This is a genomic window from Neobacillus sp. DY30 (assembly GCF_030123065.1).
Lineage (GTDB): Bacteria > Bacillota > Bacilli > Bacillales > Cytobacillaceae > Neobacillus.
In genome coordinates, this window is the sequence record NZ_CP126093.1 from 4,001,529 (window position 1) to 4,019,547 (window position 18,019).

Below are 18,019 nucleotides of genomic sequence, written 5' to 3' on the forward strand. Positions count from 1 at the left end.
TTTTTTGCGAATCGCTGATATAATTGATTTTACGCTGTCTTTTTATTTAGACTATATTAGTGGTCGGAAGATATTATTTCACCTAGTCCCCTATAAATTTCTACGATTTCTTCCACTCTCATCCTTACAAGTCCGCTGGAGGAAGGAGCGACAAAGTCAATCGTACCTGGAACAATTCCATTCTCCTGTCTTCCCCACGGAACATTTTTCGAGCCGCTGTATTCCTGATAGACACCCTTACCTACAAAACATACCACCTGAGGCTTAAACTTCTCGATTTTTTTCCTGAGAAGCTCTTTACCTTCTTTGTATTCCTCCCTTGTAATCTCATCCGCCGCTTTCGTCGGTCTCGCTACAATATTGGTTAGTCCCATTCCCAGTTCTAACAGCTTGGCATCTTCAGCAGGCAGGTACTTTCGGGGAGTTAGTCCTGCTTCGTGTAAGATTTTCCAAAACCTATTATTGGGATTCGCAAAATGATGTCCGGTTTCGCTAGAACGGATACTGGGATTGAAACCGACAAATAAAATGTTTAATTTCTCTTTTATGTGATCATTTACTGGCTTTAACATGTTAACCTCACACATTTTTTATTCTATATTACTAAAGGTTTAGTTGTTTTCATAACGATTCCATGAAGTGATGACAGTTGCTAATAAACCTACGATCGATACAATCAACAACGAATATAGTAATCTAGGCTCCTGGAGAATGAATAGACTCATCATAATGATCATGGTATCAATGGCATAAGCAATGATCCCTACATTAATCTTTGTCCGCTTTGCGAGTAGTAGTGCAAGGAGATCCATTCCACCAGGACTAATATGATTCCTTAGCATTGTCCCAACACCAATACCGATAACCACTCCTCCGATAATGACAGAGCTCACAATCGGTAAATGAAATACATCTTTTAAAGGAACGAAGAATTCAATCATAAAGCCGGAAAAAAAAGCTCCAATCAGGCCATATAAAAAATAATTAAAATCAGATTTATAGGCGTATAGATAGACAGGAATATTCAAAAATACAAAGGTGATGCCAATGTTAAAATGCCATAAATAATTAAACATGATACTAATTCCAAACATACCGCCATTGATTAAATGAAAGGGCAATATAAATCCATTTAACCCGATACCGATCATTGTACTTCCAAACCCAATTACAGCTAATTTTTTCAGCATGATTCCCATCCCTTGTCCAAATATGTATATAATCACATATATGTTTATACAAGGATCTTCATCACACAAAAAAACGGAGCATAAACTCCGTATTGTTAAGCAGCCGCTGCACTTTTAATTTTTAGTTTAATATCTCCTCAATTCTATTTAATTCTTCCTCTGTGAATGAAAGATTATTTAATGCAGCAACATTCTCTTCTATTTGACTTACCCGACTTGCCCCAATTAGAGCGGAAGTTACCCTTCCTCCCCTGAGAACCCAGGCAAGAGCCATTTGTGCTAGATTTTGGCCGCGTTCGACAGCAACCTTATTCAGCTTTTTCACCCGATTCACAACTTCCTCTGTGACTTGGTCTTTACTTAAGAAGCTAACCGGTCTAGCAGCTCTAGAATCAGTTGGAATGCCGTTTAGGTATTTATTCGTTAACAAACCTTGAGCTAACGGGCAAAATGCAATGGAGCCAACTCCATTTTCTTGGAGAACATCCTGCAAACCGTCTTCTATCCAGCGATTTAGCATGGAATAGCTTGGCTGATGAATGACTAATGGCGTTCCCAACCGATTCAGAATTTTTACCGCTTCCTCTGTTTGTTCGGCACTATAGTTGGAAATACCTACGTATAATGCTTTACCTTGACGGACGACCGAGTCTAGTGCCCCCATTGTTTCTTCAAGGGGGGTATTTGGGTCTGGCCGGTGAGAATAAAAGATATCAACATAATCTAATCCCATTCGTTTTAAGCTTTGATCTAAACTTGCGATCAAATATTTTCTTGAACCCCAATCCCCATATGGTCCCGGCCACATGGTATAGCCAGCTTTTGAGGATATAATCAATTCATCCCTGTATGGTGCAAAGTCCGTTTTTAACATTTGACCGAACATCTCTTCTGCTGACCCAGGGGGTGGTCCGTAATTATTAGCGAGGTCAAAGTGAGTAATTCCTAAATCAAATGCTCTTCTTAGCATGGCACGGCCATTCTCATATGTATCGACTCCGCCAAAATTATGCCACAAGCCTAGTGATATGGCAGGCAATTGTAAGCCAGACCTCCCGCTTCTATTATATCTCATCGTACTATATCGAGATTCATCCGCTTGATACACCATTCATAACCCTCCTCTTCATATCACCTACCATTATAAACGTTACTATTCAAATAAAAAATCCCCCAAGAGAGGCTTTTCTCTTGAGGGTGAGTGGTATCCTAAACTACATCATCTAGTTGTTTATATAAATATTCTCTTTCTGCTTCCATCCGCTCTAATTCTGTGTATTGTTTTTGCAGCATTTCAAGGTCTACGCCTGTTTCCATCCTCAGCTTTAATAAGTGAATTTTGGATTCAAGCTCCTCAAGCTGCTGTTCAATTTCCACTACAGTAGCAGAAGCAACAGCTATTTGAGACTTTTCAACCTTCTTTGGCACAGCTATTTCAGCTTTTATGGGTTGAACCACTTTTACAGCACTCAATTTTCCCTTAGCCCAGTCATAATTCCCATCAAAAAAGTAAACCGTCCCATGCTGAAGCCAATAAATTTTATTAAATAATTTATTAAGAAAATAGCGGTCATGCGATACAGCTAAAATCGTGCCATTAAATTGCTCGAGGGCTTCTTCTAAAACCTCACATGAATCAATATCAAGGTGGTTTGTTGGTTCATCAAGTATTAGCAGATTTATATCCTGATACATAAGCTGTGCAAGGCGCAAACGCATCCTTTCTCCGCCGCTTAATTGATTAACCTTTCTAAAAACCGCAGGTCCGTAAAACAAAAAACGTGCTAATATATGGCGTGCTTCTCCTTCATTCACAGTTACTTCGGAACGGAATACATCAATTACCCGTTCATCCGAAATCGTATGGAAGACATGCTGAGACAAATAGCCGATTTTCACATTACTGCCAACCTTAACAGTTCCCTGGTCACTCTCGCATTCACCAAGAATCATTTTTAACAGCGTTGATTTTCCTGTTCCATTTTCACCGACAATCGCGGTCCGGTCCTTGTACTGAACAAGCATATTTACCTTTTCAATAAGTGTCCGGCTGCCGAAGCTTTTTGAGACATCTTCTAGTTTAATAACATCCTTCCCGCTGCGATCATTGGCCTCAAAATCAATCGCCATCTTTTTCACATCAACCTTTGGACGATCAAGCTTCTCCATGCGGTCTAGTGCACGCTGCATATTGGTAGCACGTTTATGAAGGGCAGCACTAGGTGGATTGGCACGATTGGCCCATTCACGAAGACGTTTTATCGCTTCCTTCATTTTTTTAATTTTTCGCTGCTGCTCCTGATATTCCTGGAATTCTCTTAACAAACGTTCTTCCTTTTCTTTTACAAAGCCGCTAAAGTTTGTATGGTATAGCTCGATTTCGCCATCCTCCATATCTAGTACTTTTGTTACCACTTCATCTAAAAAGTAACGGTCATGTGAAATTAAAATAATCGTACCTGTGTATTCCTTAAGAAATGTCCCGAGCCACTCGATTGCCATTAAGTCTAAATGGTTGGTCGGTTCATCAAGTAATAAAAGTCCAGGTTTCTTTAATAAGCTTAACGCCAAACCAACCTTTGTCTTTTCCCCGCCGCTTAACAGTGAAAAAGGTTTATCTAAAAGTTCAATAATATTTAACCCATGGGAAACACGGTCCATTTGTGCATCCATTTCATAGCCGCCGTTTAAGATAAAATCATCCTGGAGTTTTCCATATTGGTCCATAAGCCTTTGCAATTGGTTAGGTGTCAGCTCTTGCCCCATTTCAACCTCTAATTGCTGCAATATTGTTTCTGTTTCGACTAGTTGATCAAATGCTGTCTTTAATACGTCCCTAACGTTTAAATCCTTATAATCAGGAATTTGGGCAAGGTAGCCAATTTTCAGCCCTTTTTTCCAATGGATAGCGCCGCCGTCTACTGTTTCTTGATTGGCAAGCAGCTTTAATAAAGTTGTTTTACCGCATCCATTTCGTCCAACCAAGCCCACCCGGTTTCCTTCGTGTACCTCAAATGATAAATCCTCAAAAATAATATTTCCGCCAAATGATTTTGCTATATGATTTATGCTACATACGATCATGTTCATTCTCCTTTTTATGAACACTCTCTTGTACGCAAAAAACTGCAGGCATCGATAGATACCCGCAGTTTAAAAATCGGCATGAAAAAAGAGTGCTAAAAAGGCACCCTCTTATTACCTATTTTACTATGGGTAAAGAGATGTGTTATCGTTCTATATTCATTTTGTAATTTTGAAAAAAGGGCAGACTACCCCCTTTGAAAACTACTTCATGAAAAATTGCACGGCACAAATATAGCGCTTCAAGCCACTGCACACGTACAAACATAGAACGAACCATCTCTTTACACCTCCGTTTCACTTCAAGATAATACTATTGTAAATAGTTCTAGCCATGATTGCAAGCCTGTTTTTTCAGACTAATCAAAAGGTTTTAAATAGTATACTTCCAGACTTAATTTTAATGTATATACTTCTTCTTTCCGCCGAACTTTCGTCGATATACAAATTTTCTGATATCTTCATCCGATATTTTTCCATCATAGGCCGCAAACAATAAAGACTGGAGTTCGCGATAATGCTCCATGACGTAAAGGGCAAACTGCTTCCGTTCACCCTTTGCCTGTCTTATAAATTCTTCATCATTCAAAATTGCTTGAATCTGATCTTGATAAAATGCCTTCGTATCCTCCCATTTCTCCATTCGGTTCCCCAAAATATCACGCGCATACTCAGGCATTTTTTCAATCACTAAATCAATATACCCTTGTGACCACATAAGCATTTTATCTTTTTCCGGCAGTTCCATGACCATTTTCATCAGTTCGAACTCATCTACTTCTTCACTCGCTGCATATCTTCCGACCTGATTCACTATTTTCACCTCTTATTTAAGAGTTACCCAACTTCACTTTCAAGAGAATTTTCGATGTCGTATTCCTTCTTCTTATCTTCAAGCCAAGTAGAGTATTCCGTTTCCATTTTTTGATCAATCAAGGTTTCCTTTATTTCTGCTTTGCTGTCATCAAAATTTGCTTCTTTTGCTTCCTTTTTCTCTTCTACCTTTATAATATGATACCCATAATCCGTTTTTACCGGGTCACTTATTTCATTGACTGGTAATGCAAATGCTACATCTTCAAACTCGGTGACCATTGTCCCTCTTTCGAAAAAGCCAAGCTCTCCGCCATTTTCCTTGGTACCCTCATCCGTTGAATATTCCTTTGCCAATTCTACGAAATCTGCTCCATCCGTTAGCTTTTGTTTGATTTCCTTCGCAGCAGCTTCATCTGCAACCAATATATGGCTTGCTCTTACTTGTTCTGCCTCTCCTAATGAATCCTTATTCTCATCAAAGTAAGTCTTTAATTCATCATCTGTAATTTCTATTTGCGGTATAAGGAGTTTACGCAATGTTAAATAATTTTTCAAGTCCTCTTTAAGGGCATCCAGAGAGGTGCCATTCGAGGCCAGCATCTGGTCAAATACATCTTCACCGCCATAAGATTCCTTTAATTTATCCACTTCTGTATTTAATTCTTCATCAGAAACAGTAACCTTTTTCTTTTTCGCTTCTAAGGTAACGATTTTATCTGCTATTAATTGTTCAACAGTAGCAGCTCCATATTGCTCCACCATCACATCATATAATTCATCTTTACTGATTGAATCTCCATTTATTTTTGCAACAGCTTTGTCCTTTGATATTGCTGCGCTTAGAAGAATACCTATCGCGACAATTAGCACCACGATAATAAAAGACAGTTTCTTATTTTGTTTAATGAATGTCATTCTTTATATTGCTCCCTTAGATTATTTCGCCAGTTTAACGTTTACCGTCGTAAGCTTTCCGTCACGATATACTTCTACTTTTACTTCATCACCAATTTTCACATCTGAGTACAAGAATTTTCTTAAATCTGAGGCATTTGCAATCTTGTTTCCATTCATGGAAACAATCACATCTTGTGCTCTTAGTCCTCCATTTGCTGCAGCGGAGTTCGGTTCAACAGCTGTAATCATTACGCCTTCTTTCACGTTTTCAGGAAGGTTCTCCCAGTATAATTGCGGCACTTCTGATAAATCGGCGAGTCCGATTCCAAGATAAGGTCTCTCTACTTTTCCATTCTCAATTAATTGATTCACAATTGGAATGAGGTCATTACTTGGAATTGCAAATCCTAATCCTTCGACACCGCTCTCAGAAATTTTCAAACTGTTTATTCCAATGACTAATCCCTCAGGATTGATTAACGCACCGCCACTATTTCCCGGATTGATCGCTGCGTCCGTTTGAATAACATTGGTTTCCCACGTTCCTGCTGAGGTAGAAACGTCGATACTCCTGTCAACCGCGCTGACAATTCCTTGGGTTACCGTTCTAGAGAATTCCAGCCCAAGCGGATTCCCGATGGCATAAACCTCATCCCCAGGCCGAAGTGTAGAAGAATCACCAAACTGGGCAATCGCCTCAACATGTTTACTATCAATTTTTAAAACTGCCAAATCCGTTAAAGCGTCTGTACCGACTATTTCTGCACCTACTTTTTCACCATTGTATAACGATATCTCGAGCTTTGTAGCACCTTCTACCACGTGATTATTGGTAACGATGTAGGCAATATCATTATTTTTTTGAAAAATAACCCCTGATCCCGTACCACTTTCCACACTTTGTGAAGTACCGCTATAAAACCCTCGTCCTTGCTGCTGTTGATAATTCACAATTCCAACGATTGTTTTTGATAAGTGTTCTACCGTATCGGCAATGGAAGAGGATGATTTTGCTGATGTCGGCTGTGCTGTTACGGTATTGGCTTCTGGGTTGGGATTCTGCTGAACTGTACCAATGGATTGATTTTCTACTTTTGAAAAGTTGTCCATGTAGTCGGTGTATGGAAGTACTGTTAAAGTTAATACAGACCCTACCACACCAGCTGCCACCATAGAGGCAAAGCCTTTTACATTTCGTTTTTTCTTCTTCGCACTGTTTTTAAACTCGACACGGTTAGTAGGCTGTTCTGGTAGTGGCTCTCGTGATACTATCTCTTCAGTATCATCTAGTCTTTCTCGCTTGTTCACTTCAGGTATTAATCCACTCTCTCCTTCTTGATTAGTCTTGATTAATGTTTCATATTCTGACTTGCTATCAAGACCGTCTGTAGTCTCGTCCGGTGTAGGTTCTTTTGCTTTGTCATATTCCCTTTCAAATTCATCTTTGTAGTTCATCGTCCTTCTACTCCTTTACACTTGGAATTTGTGTAATTTATTAATATATCTATACTTTAGCCTACAATTATGAAAAAACTGTTAACAAACTATAACGGGATTTGGAAATTATTAAGAAAAAAGTCGCATTTTTTATAAATGCTGTTTTTGCACTTGTAATTGGTCAGCTTCTGCTATTTCGGAGCTTGTCTTGTCCAAATGTGGGGGCCATTCTGACAGATTCCTCTTTTTTAGAGCTAGCTCTTTCCAAATGTGCCCATAAAAAAACAGCAGGGGGTTTCCCTACTGCTTAAAGGTTATAGTAAATTTAGTACCTTTTCCTTTTTCACTCTGTACATCGATTTCTCCGTTATGAAGGAGAACAAGCTGTTTTACAATTGATAATCCTAAACCAAATGCCCCGTAAGGATTACTGGTTCTGGAGATTTCCGCTTTGTAGAAACGCCGCCAAATTTTTTCAACTTCACTCGGGTCGATGCCAATTCCTGTATCCTCTACTTCAATAATTGTATGATTCTTTTCCTTTCGCCCTCTTAGCCAAATCGTACCATCCGAAGTAAACTGAATACTGTTTTTTGTAATATTTATTAAAATTTGGACAAGTCGGTCATAGTCAGCATTCACAATGATTTCTTCGTCTGCTTCAACAACGATTTTTACATTTTTCTCATCTGCCTGTACAGATAATTGTTCTTGTATGATTTCTAATAGTTCTACTAACAGTATATCTTCTCTAAATAACTCAATTTGGTTCGAGCGGATTTTTTCATAATCCAAGTTTTCATTGACGAGACGAATTAGCCGCTTCGCCTCCTGACTAACCAAATTGATTCCTCGTTCCTTATCTTCTTCTGGAATCATGTCATTTTTTAACCCTTCGATCACCCCGCTAATCGTGGTTAACGGTGTACGCATTTCGTGAGAAACATCGGCCATAAATTGACGTCTTCGGCTCTCGAGTGCATCAATTTCCTCCATCGAATGGTTTAATTTTTTCACCATATGATTAAAGTCATTAGCTAACTCCCCAATTTCATCAAAATTGGAGGATGGTACGTGCACACTGTAATCTCCTGCAGACACAAGCGATGTCGCTTCACGGAGCCGTTTAATTCGGTTCACATGGATTTTGGACAGCAGCCAGCTGAATAAAAACGAAACACCTAGTGCAATTAGAATTGTGTAAATTAGGAATTGGTTCACTTGGCGAATCATCGCACTCGAACCGCTGATTGGCGAGGTTAACAAGATCCCGCCAACAAATCTATCGCGATCATCTATATACGGTAATACAACAAAGGTAACACCTTGGTCAAAACGTTTATAATCACTTTGCACAATGATGGTTTGCCCTTGTGTAATTTTATCCCACTCAGAAGGTTTCAATTCAATTGCCGGACCGCTTCTTCCTACAGCATAAAGTTTTGCATTTTGATCAAACATACTATAACTAATTTTTCGTGAGCGCAGAACATTACTATATTGATTTAATATTTGATCTGTTGCAATCGGATTCCGTTCAATATCTGAAATGATGGCTTCACCATATGAGATTAATTCATCCGCTTTTTCCTCATATACCAAATTACCTACATAATGAGCAAACAAAAGACTTAAAACTAGAAAAGCCACAATAATGATACTAATATGACTGATAAACTGTTGTGAAAAATAATTAATTCTTATCTGTCTGATTCGACTCATCAAACTTATAACCTACTCCCCATACAGTGTGGAAGAATGGCTGCGTGGTGGTTTCTACTTTTTTCCGCAGTCGTTTAATGTGAACATCTACTGTTCGTTCATCACCGTAAAATTGATACCCCCAAACTCGTTCAAGCAGCTGTTCTCTTGAAAATACTTGGCGCGGGTGTTCCACCATATAATACAAAAGATCGAATTCCTTAGGTGTCAGATTTGTAATAGGAACACCATCTACAATGACTTCTCTTGTATTTTTGCTAATTTTAAAATGCTCCGTTTGCAGAAAGTCATCCATTGGAGCCGGAACCTGTGTTTGGTATCTGCGAGTGACTGCCTTAATTCTTGCCATCAGCGTCAGCGGGCTAAATGGCTTGGTGACATAATCGTCAGCACCCATTTCAAGACCTAATACTTGGTCTGACTCTGTATCCTTTGCCGTCAGCATAATAATCGGCACCGTATACTGCTCCTCTCTAATTTTCCGGCAAATACTTACACCGTCCATGCCTGGCAGCATCCAATCCACAATTAAGGCATCCCATGTCCCTGCTTTAAAGGTGTTATAGCCTTCAAGACCATCATTCACAAAAGTTCCTTGAATTCCTTCCTTTGCAAAAAACATCTCAATCATTGAGCACACACTAGTGTTATCTTCTATCACGAGTATTTTCAAAACTGTCACTCCTAGCAAAAACGTTTCTTTTCTTCAGTTTAAACGATTTTTCTTTCATATCAACTATATCGCATAAACTTCCATGCTATTTAATACTTTGTTCATAGTTTGTTAATATACACATAAAAAAGAGATCTGGCGAATCCCAGACCTCTAACATATGTTGAAAAAATAATTTACGGCTCTAGTATTAACTTACCAAACGTTTTTCGTGATTGTAAAAGCCGATGTACATCTGCCGCATCGGCTAAAGGGAATACACCACCGATTGTAAGCTTAAGCTTCCCTTCATCCAGATAGGTTAGTAGCTCTACTAAACTTGGCTGAAGCAGCTCAGGCTTCCTCATAATCTGCGGCAGGAAAAAGCCAATAACTGACTGGTTTCGAGCCATTAATGAAGAAGGGTACATTTTGCTCTGCTCACCGCTGGCTGCACCAAACACAACCAGACGGCCAAAAACGGCCAGACATTTTAAGGTTTGATTGAAAACTTCGCCGCCTGCCATCTCAAGTGCAACATCAACCCCTTTTCCGCCAGTTGCTTCTAATACCTGCTCTACCCAGTTAGACTCTGTATAATTCACAAGTACATCTGCACCCATTTGACGGGCTAGTTCTAATTTTTCAGCCGTACTTGCGGTTGCAATAATCTTGCCAGCACCAAAAATCTTGGCCAATTGTACGGCCAGCGTTCCTACACCACCTGCTGCTGCATGAACGAGAACAGTTTCCCCCTTCTCTAACCTACCCATCGTTTTTAAGACATGATAGGCACTTAATCCTTGGAGCGGGAGTGCTGCTGCATTTCGAAAATCTAATTGCTCTGGTAGAGGAATTAATGAGCGCTCATTTGCAAGAGCAAATTCAGAATAACCACCTGATTCAATCAAGGTGACCACTCTCATCCCAGGTACAACTGTTGTTACTTTTTCTCCAACAGCAGCTACCACCCCTGCGATTTCAGCTCCCGGAATAAAGGGTAGTGGTGTTTTGACCACATATTGACCTTCCCTTCTTGCTGTATCAGCATAATTGACTCCGATTGCCTTAATTTCAATTAGTACTTCACGACCTTCAGGTACGGGTCTTTCCTTCTCTACCATCTCTAATACTTCTGGTCCGCCATATTTTTGTAGTTGAATAGCTTTCACAATAAAACTTCCCTTCTACCTGCCTTTATAAACTGGCTTTCTTTTTTCCTTAAATGCCGCAACACCTTCCTTGTGATCTTCCGTTTGCACCATTAACACTTGTGTAAGTCGTTCTTCTTCCAGTATTTCTTCAAGTGAACTGTTGAAGGAGTGGTCAATTAATTTCTTTTGTTTCCCATACGCTTTACCTGGACCCTGGGCTAAACTTAATGCTAGTTTCGTCGTTTCTTCTTGGAGCCTCTCTAATGAGAACAATGAATTAATAACGCCTAATTGATAGAGCCGTTTTGCAGGAATCGGTTCTCCACTGAAGAAAAACTGCTTTACTAAATGCGGACCAATCAGCTTTGGGAGAAAATAAGAACCTCCCCCATCGGATACCAGTCCCACCTTTGAGAAGCTTAGCGCAAACTTACTATCCTCAGCCGCAACAATGATATCGCACGCTAGGGCTAAATTAAATCCTGCTCCCGCTGCAAAACCGTGAACTGCAGCGATAATCGGTTTTTCTATATCTTTCATCTTTAAAATTAATTCGTTTAATTTACCGATATGTTCATAGACTTGATTTCCATCACCCTGTCCCATGGTTTTCACATCCCCGCCTGCACTAAAAGAACGGCCGGCCCCTGACAAAACAATGACCTGTACATCTGGGTCACTTTTTGCTTGATCAATGGCATTTGTTAATCCGAGAATCATATCTTGACTAAAGGCATTTAGACTTTCTGGGCGGTTTAAAGTTAATGCCAAAACTGGTCCCAATTTTTCTACTAATAAATCCTTATTCTCCAATCATATCTTCCTCTCTGCATTTATTAGCTTCCCGTTACATTTCTCCCGAAGCAGCCTTTACGGCATGTTCAATTAACATTTTTGCTTTATGGTTGAAGTTGGCAAATCGTAGATCATTCGTTTGTCCTTTCTTAAAACGGTAATAGATTTGTTGACAAATGACCGCTAACTTAAAGTAGGCAAAGGTTACGTAATAGTTCATACCGCTAACGTCCCGACCGCTTTTCTTCGCATATAGCTCAATAAATTGCTTCCTTGTAAAAAAACCATCGTTTACTGTTATAGGGGCTTTTCCTAGACCCTCTTTTAAGTCCTCTGGGTCATCTGCTTGATTCCAATAGCCCATCACGACACCAAGATCAGCTAGGGGATCCCCTACCGTGGTCATTTCCCAATCAAATAGCCCTGCCATCTCAGATAAATCTTCATTAAACATCGCGTTATTAAACTTATAGTCATAATGAATAATTGCGGCACTTTGTTGGACTGGAATATGATTGGTAAGCCATTTTTTGAGAGTATCCACAGCCTCTACTTCTTCGGTTTTTGCACGTTCATACCGACTAATCCATCCATGAACCTGCCTTTCCGTAAATCCCTCTGGCTTACTAATTTCTCCTAGTCGTGTCTCTTTGTAATTAATTCCGTGAAGTTCTACTAATTTTTCGACCATAATTTCAGAAAGCTGTTGGCATAGTTCTTTCGTTACCGTTATTTCATCTGGAAATGAGGTGTCAATGACAATGCCGTTTTTACGCTCCATGATAAAGAAGGGGCTTCCGACGATGTCTAGTTGATTAGAAAATAGGATTGGTTTTGGTGTTACTGAAAAGACGGGATGAAGTTCAGAGATAATTTTAAATTCTCTTTCCATATCATGCGCTTTCGGTGCAACTGGTCCTAAGGGCGGCCGACGTAAAACAACTTCCCATTCACCCACTTTAATCTGGTATGTTAAGTTTGAGTGACCAGCGGAAAATTGCAGTAATTCAAGGGGGCTATTGGGCAGATTTTCAATGCTGCTCCGTAAAAATTGTTCTAGAACAGCTAAATTTAATTCTTCACCTTTACGGACTGGAATGGTATCCTTGCTCATTTGATGAGGCATCCTTTCACTCCACTCTATTTTTAAAATTCAGTCTATTCAATTTATACCTACTGGTTAGTATGAACTAGTGATAGGAGGGCTGCTTATCAGACGACCCTCCATCATATTTAATTAATTTGCTTTAATTCCCTCTAATATCATTTCAACGAAAATTTCTGCTACTTCGCGATCTGTAGACGGTCCCTCTGGATTAAACCATTGATAGCTCCAATTGGAAGCCCCTAGTATACCAAAGGTAACAATATGAGCATTCAAATCAGCCTGAAACTCTCCATTCTGGATACCCTCGTTGAGGATCTTTTCTACATTCAGTCGAAATTCGTCCCGTTTTGGTACAATTAACGCGAGTCTTTCTTCATTCAAGTTTTTCATTTCTCTAAAAAAGATCTTCGCAGCTGATCCCTTTATTTTAATATTACTTATTAACATGTAGACAATATCGAATAGTTTCTCTTTGCAGCTTTTATTGTCATCCAGTATTTTTCTTTGTTTTTCAAGTAAGTAATTAATGTATCCGAGTTGAATGTCCATTAAGAGTTCTTCTTTGCTTGAAAAATAATAGTAAAACGTCCCTTTGGTTACACCCATTGAATCCACGATGTCCTGAATGGATGTTTCCTTGAAACCTCTTTTCTCGAACAGATTAATGCTATGTTCTGTTATTTTGTCTTTCACCGTTCATGTCCTCACAATCTGTAATATGTCTAGTGAAATTATACCATAATCCATTTCGCAACAAACACGGGCAATCCACAGGTAATTGGTTTTAATTTTTATTTAGTGGCTGTGTTAAATTGGCTTTAATACATCCTATTTATTAAGGACTTCCTCTCTTAGTGCACGACGGAGAATTTTTCCAACTTGTGTTTTTGGTAATTGCTCTCGAAACTCAATACTGCGGGGAACCTTGTAAGGTGCCATTTGCTGCTTACAATATTGAATCAATTCTTCTTCCGTTGTCATTTGACCAGTTTTTAAAACCACAAAGGCCTTTACGTCTTCCCCACGGTAGGGATCTGGTACTCCGATGACAACTGCTTCTTGTACGGAAGGGTGCTCATAAAGCACTTCTTCAATATCACGAGGATAAACATTGAAACCGCTCGCAATAATTAAATCTTTCTTACGGTCAACGATATATAAATACCCCTCTTCGTCTACTTTTGCTATATCCCCGGTGTATAGCCAGCCATCTCGTAATGTATTGGCTGTTTCTTCTGGCATATTCCAATAGCCTTTCATGATTTGAGGACCCTTTATAATCACTTCACCTAATTCCCCGGCTGGAACTTCCTCCAAGCCGCTTGCAACATCCACAATCTTGTATTCTGTCGATGGTATCCCAATACCTACACTTCCTGGTTTCCGATCTGCAAATGGAGGGTTACAATGTGTGGTTGGCGAAGCTTCAGAAAGTCCATAACCTTCTAGTATTTTTGCACCTGTTTTTTTCTCAAACTCACGAAGAAGTTCAACCGGCATGGGGGCACTGCCGCTATTGCAGGTTTTAATACTATTAATTCCGTACTCCTCGGCATGTGGATGGTTCGTAATCGCAACATACATGGTTGGAACCCCTGGGAATGTTGTTGGCTGTTCGCTTTTAATCGTGTTTAAAACTTCCTCCAATTCAAATCGTGGAAGCATAATCGATTCTCCGCCAGTAAAAATCGTTAGGTTCATACAGGCTGTCATTCCAAATACATGGAAAAGTGGAATCACCGTTAAGCAGCGTTCTTTCCCTAATTCAAACTCATGTTTGAAGAATTCATAGGATTGAAGAACGTTAGCCACTAGGTTACGGTGTGTTAACATCGCTCCCTTCGATCTTCCAGTTGTTCCCCCTGTATATTGAAGAACTGCAATGTCATGTTCAAGGACAATCGTCACAGGATTCACTCTTCCATTTCCATCTGCAAGGAAAGTATCAAAACTGCGATCTGGAGTGAATTCTTGTTCTGAAGGCTGCAGACTGACCACAATAATATTTTTCAGGCTGGTGCGGTGTTGAACGCTTTTTACTCTTTGATAAAAAGCATCCATTACAACTATCGTTTCAGCACCAGAGTCATTTAAGATGTATTCAAGCTCCCGTTCGACACTCATCGGGTTTACTTGTGTCACAATGGCCCCTGCTCCTAATACCCCGTAATAGGAAAAAACATACTGCGGACAGTTCGGAAGCATAAGTGCCACTCTGTCACCCTTATGAACTTGATTTTGCTGAAGTGCGGAGGTAAAGCCTTGAGAAAGGCCTAGTAATTGCTGATAGGTAATTTTTCTGCCATAGAAGGATAGTGCATTGTTAGTAGGATATTTTGCTGTAGTCTCTTGAAGTATTTCTACAAGATTTTTTTCAGGATTTGAGATTGTTGATGAAATGTAATCCGGATATTGAGCCATCCACGTTTTCCTTTCAGCCATTGTTTTCCCTCCATAATAGTTATTTTTTAAATGTAAAACTCCCCTAAGTTGAATTCACTTACTGGTACTTCTTTAATTCGAGCTTAGCGATCTGAGCACGATGGACTTCATCTGGTCCGTCTGCCAACCGCAATGTTCTCGAGTTTGCCCACATTGCTGCAAGTGGGAAATCATTGGAAACTCCTGCTCCCCCAAACGCTTGAATTGCCCGATCAATAACACGTAATGCCATGCTTGGTGCCACTACTTTAATCATCGCAATTTCTGTTTTGGCTTCTTTATTCCCAACAGTATCCATCATATACGCTGCCTTTAGGGTCAAAAGCCTTGCTTGTTCAATTTCAATCCTTGAATCGGCAATCCATTCTTTAATTACCCCTTGGCTTGAGAGCGGTTTTCCGAAGGCTTCACGCCTATGAACACGCTTACATAAAAGTTCAAGAGCTCTTTCTGCTGCACCAATCAATCTCATGCAGTGATGAATTCTTCCAGGACCTAATCTTCCTTGTGCAATTGCAAATCCTTTTCCTTCACCCCACAAAATATTTTCTGCCGGAACACGAACATTTTCAAAGGTAATTTCAGCGTGACCATGCGGGGCATGGTCATAACCGAAAACAGGCAGCATCCGTTCAATCGTAACCCCAGGTGTATTAAGTGGTACAAGGATCATCGACTGTTGTTCATGACGGTTAGCATTAAAGTCTGTTTTTCCCATAACAATGGCAATTTTACACCTAGGGTCTCCTGCTCCAGACGACCACCATTTACGTCCATTAATGATGTACTCATCACCATCTCTAATAATGCTTGCTTCGATATTTGTTGCATCGGACGAAGCAACTGCCGGTTCTGTCATTGAAAAGCAAGACCGAATTTCTCCTGCTAATAATGGTTTTAGCCACTTTTCCTTATGTTCCTCTTTACCGTAGCGAACCAGTACTTCCATGTTACCGGAATCCGGCGCACTACAGTTAAATACTTCGGGTCCTATTAGCGATCGTCCCATAATTTCGCAAAGCGGGGCATATTCCAGATTATTTAAACCTGCACCAAATTCACTTTCCGGGAGAAATAAATTCCAGAGACCTGCAGCCTTTGCCTTTTCCTTTAAATCTTCCATTACCTGAGGTACAGCACTCCACCGATTTTCCTGTTCGTTCAGTTGCTGCTCGTACACTTTTTCATTGGGATAAACATATTCCTCCATAAAAGTTGCTAGTTTAGTCTGTAGCTCTCTTACTCTAGCAGAATATAAAAAATCCATTACTTCACCCCTTTACATACTAACCAGTTGGTATTAGATTTATTATACCTCCAAACATTAAATATTCAAATTTATTTCTAAATATTCTAACAAATATTTAATATCTCTTTATTCCTTTTTTTTGCTTATTCATTAACTCATGTGATTTTTCAATAATATCGGTAAGTACATCGCCTTTATACACGCGACCTAATTTGAGGTTTTCTTGGTAGTATTCAACAATTTCGTCCAGTTTGTCAGAAGTTTCTTTTGAAATTCTTACATTTAATTGTATTCTTCCATTTTCAGCCATGGGAGACACTCCTATCATATGTATAGCAAACTGCTAGCATTTTGCAAAATACGTGTTATTACCTGATTATATACTATTATTCTGCACTTTTTTCAAAAAAAACGAAAAAAACATGACAATTACTCCCCTGCTATTTTATAGTTTTTACTCCTTTAATAAACATTAACTTTTGCAGCCGCTCATCTAATTTTCATTAAATTATTCAGCATAATTTATTACATAAAATTATTAATTTTGCCCCAAATTATCGTGAGGAGGTTCATACGCATATGGGTTTATCATGGCTATTTAGTTTATTACTTTTGATTCAACCAGTAATTTCTCAAGCTAGTGTCCAATTAACGAAAGATGGGAAACCTATTTCGCATATCAAAAGAGAAGAGTATTCTGTCGGTGATCCGAATTACTTTATTCTAAATACTGAGAAATACGATCAGCTGGTCCGGGAGTTAGAAAAAAAGTTTTCTGTTAATCCTAAAGATGCAAAATTGGATCCTTATGGAAATATTATTCCGGAGCAGCTTGGGCTCAATGTTAATCGACAAGCTTTTACAGAAAGTTTTTATTCCTTTTTTTTCGAACAAAGCACTTCAGACATAGAGATGCCCATGTATCCTATTTATCCAAAAGTAGATAGTGAATTGCTATCAGACATTCGAAGTATTCGTATCGGTCGTTATATTACTTCTTTTAATCCAAGTAATAAAAAGCGTTCAACTAATATTAAGTTAGCTGTTGAAGCCATTAATAATCATGTCGTTTTCCCTGGTGAAACATTTTCATTTAATAAAGTAGTCGGTAAAAGAACAACAGAAAAAGGCTACGAAAAAGCTAAAGTCATTGTAAGGGGCGAATATGCAGAAGATATCGGGGGAGGAATTTGTCAGGTTTCTTCGACATTATTCAATGCTGTTGATAGTGCAGGGTTAAAAATTGTCCAGCGTTTTTCTCACAGTCGGCATGTCCCGTATATTCCACCAGGACGTGACGCAACCGTCAGTTGGTATGGACCCGACTTCGAATTTAAAAACATGTACAATCAACCGATATTAATTCAAGCTAGAACAATGGGTCATCTTTTAGTGATTAAGTTATATTCATCTGAAGTCATTGAATACACGCCAAAGAAAGTTCCATTTCCTCCACTGTGAAAAAGCCCGCAT

General features: G+C 39.3%; 18 protein-coding genes. 1 reads left to right on the top strand and 17 read right to left on the bottom strand.

Features of this window, described 5'->3' with window-relative positions:
• Positions 1–56: 56 nt before the first annotated feature.
• The 17 genes from mug to QNH29_RS19630 form a co-directional block, all read right to left on the bottom strand.
• Positions 57–572 (bottom strand): G/U mismatch-specific DNA glycosylase, encoded by a 516-nt coding sequence (gene mug / locus QNH29_RS19550; RefSeq protein ID WP_283860999.1) that lies wholly within the window; start codon positions 570–572, stop codon positions 57–59.
• Positions 573–611: 39 nt separating this feature from the next.
• Positions 612–1,190, bottom strand: a complete 579-nt coding sequence (locus QNH29_RS19555) for a DUF6198 family protein (RefSeq protein WP_283861000.1) — start codon at positions 1,188–1,190, stop codon at positions 612–614.
• A gap of 121 nt (positions 1,191–1,311) precedes the next feature.
• Positions 1,312–2,301, bottom strand: a complete 990-nt coding sequence (mgrA, locus tag QNH29_RS19560) for an L-glyceraldehyde 3-phosphate reductase (protein ID WP_283861001.1) — start codon at positions 2,299–2,301, stop codon at positions 1,312–1,314.
• A 98-nt stretch (positions 2,302–2,399) separates the two neighbouring features.
• Entirely contained in the window at positions 2,400–4,274 is a 1,875-nt protein-coding gene (abc-f, locus tag QNH29_RS19565; protein WP_283861002.1) for a ribosomal protection-like ABC-F family protein, read from the bottom strand.
• 145 nt (positions 4,275–4,419) lie between these two features.
• Positions 4,420–4,554: an RAxF-45 family protein gene (locus tag QNH29_RS19570; protein WP_349654862.1), complete on the bottom strand. Its 135-nt coding sequence runs from the start codon at positions 4,552–4,554 to the stop codon at positions 4,420–4,422.
• A gap of 120 nt (positions 4,555–4,674) precedes the next feature.
• Entirely contained in the window at positions 4,675–5,088 is a 414-nt protein-coding gene (locus QNH29_RS19575; RefSeq protein ID WP_283861003.1) for a hypothetical protein, read from the bottom strand.
• 23 nt (positions 5,089–5,111) lie between these two features.
• Positions 5,112–6,005: a peptidylprolyl isomerase gene (locus QNH29_RS19580; RefSeq protein ID WP_283861004.1), complete on the bottom strand. Its 894-nt coding sequence runs from the start codon at positions 6,003–6,005 to the stop codon at positions 5,112–5,114.
• 21 nt (positions 6,006–6,026) lie between these two features.
• On the bottom strand, positions 6,027–7,442 hold the full coding sequence (locus tag QNH29_RS19585; RefSeq protein ID WP_283861005.1) for a S1C family serine protease: 1,416 nt from the start codon (positions 7,440–7,442) through the stop codon (positions 6,027–6,029).
• A gap of 282 nt (positions 7,443–7,724) precedes the next feature.
• Positions 7,725–9,146, bottom strand: a complete 1,422-nt coding sequence (locus tag QNH29_RS19590) for a sensor histidine kinase (RefSeq protein ID WP_283861006.1) — start codon at positions 9,144–9,146, stop codon at positions 7,725–7,727.
• A complete protein-coding gene (locus QNH29_RS19595) occupies positions 9,118–9,819 on the bottom strand; it encodes a response regulator transcription factor (RefSeq protein ID WP_283861007.1) in 702 nt (233 codons plus the stop codon). Before QNH29_RS19595 ends, QNH29_RS19590 begins: the two co-directional genes overlap by 29 nt.
• A 176-nt stretch (positions 9,820–9,995) precedes the next feature.
• A complete protein-coding gene (locus QNH29_RS19600) occupies positions 9,996–10,970 on the bottom strand; it encodes a quinone oxidoreductase family protein (RefSeq protein WP_283861008.1) in 975 nt (324 codons plus the stop codon).
• A 15-nt stretch (positions 10,971–10,985) separates the two neighbouring features.
• A complete protein-coding gene (locus QNH29_RS19605) occupies positions 10,986–11,765 on the bottom strand; it encodes an enoyl-CoA hydratase/isomerase family protein (RefSeq protein WP_283861009.1) in 780 nt (259 codons plus the stop codon).
• Between the two features lie 34 nt (positions 11,766–11,799).
• Positions 11,800–12,861 (bottom strand): phosphotransferase family protein, encoded by a 1,062-nt coding sequence (locus QNH29_RS19610; RefSeq protein ID WP_283861010.1) that lies wholly within the window; start codon positions 12,859–12,861, stop codon positions 11,800–11,802.
• 123 nt (positions 12,862–12,984) lie between these two features.
• Complete coding sequence (locus QNH29_RS19615) at positions 12,985–13,548, bottom strand: TetR/AcrR family transcriptional regulator (RefSeq protein ID WP_283861011.1); 564 nt, start codon at positions 13,546–13,548, stop codon at positions 12,985–12,987.
• A 135-nt stretch (positions 13,549–13,683) separates the two neighbouring features.
• Positions 13,684–15,297: a long-chain-fatty-acid--CoA ligase gene (locus QNH29_RS19620; protein ID WP_283861012.1), complete on the bottom strand. Its 1,614-nt coding sequence runs from the start codon at positions 15,295–15,297 to the stop codon at positions 13,684–13,686.
• A 58-nt stretch (positions 15,298–15,355) separates the two neighbouring features.
• On the bottom strand, positions 15,356–16,564 hold the full coding sequence (locus QNH29_RS19625; RefSeq protein WP_283861013.1) for an acyl-CoA dehydrogenase: 1,209 nt from the start codon (positions 16,562–16,564) through the stop codon (positions 15,356–15,358).
• A 97-nt stretch (positions 16,565–16,661) separates the two neighbouring features.
• Entirely contained in the window at positions 16,662–16,856 is a 195-nt protein-coding gene (locus QNH29_RS19630; RefSeq protein WP_063254435.1) for a hypothetical protein, read from the bottom strand.
• 269 nt (positions 16,857–17,125) lie between these two features.
• Here QNH29_RS19630 and QNH29_RS19635 point away from each other — a divergent pair, with 269 nt between their 5' ends.
• Complete coding sequence (locus QNH29_RS19635) at positions 17,126–18,007, top strand: VanW family protein (RefSeq protein ID WP_283861014.1); 882 nt, start codon at positions 17,126–17,128, stop codon at positions 18,005–18,007.
• Positions 18,008–18,019 lie beyond the last annotated feature (12 nt).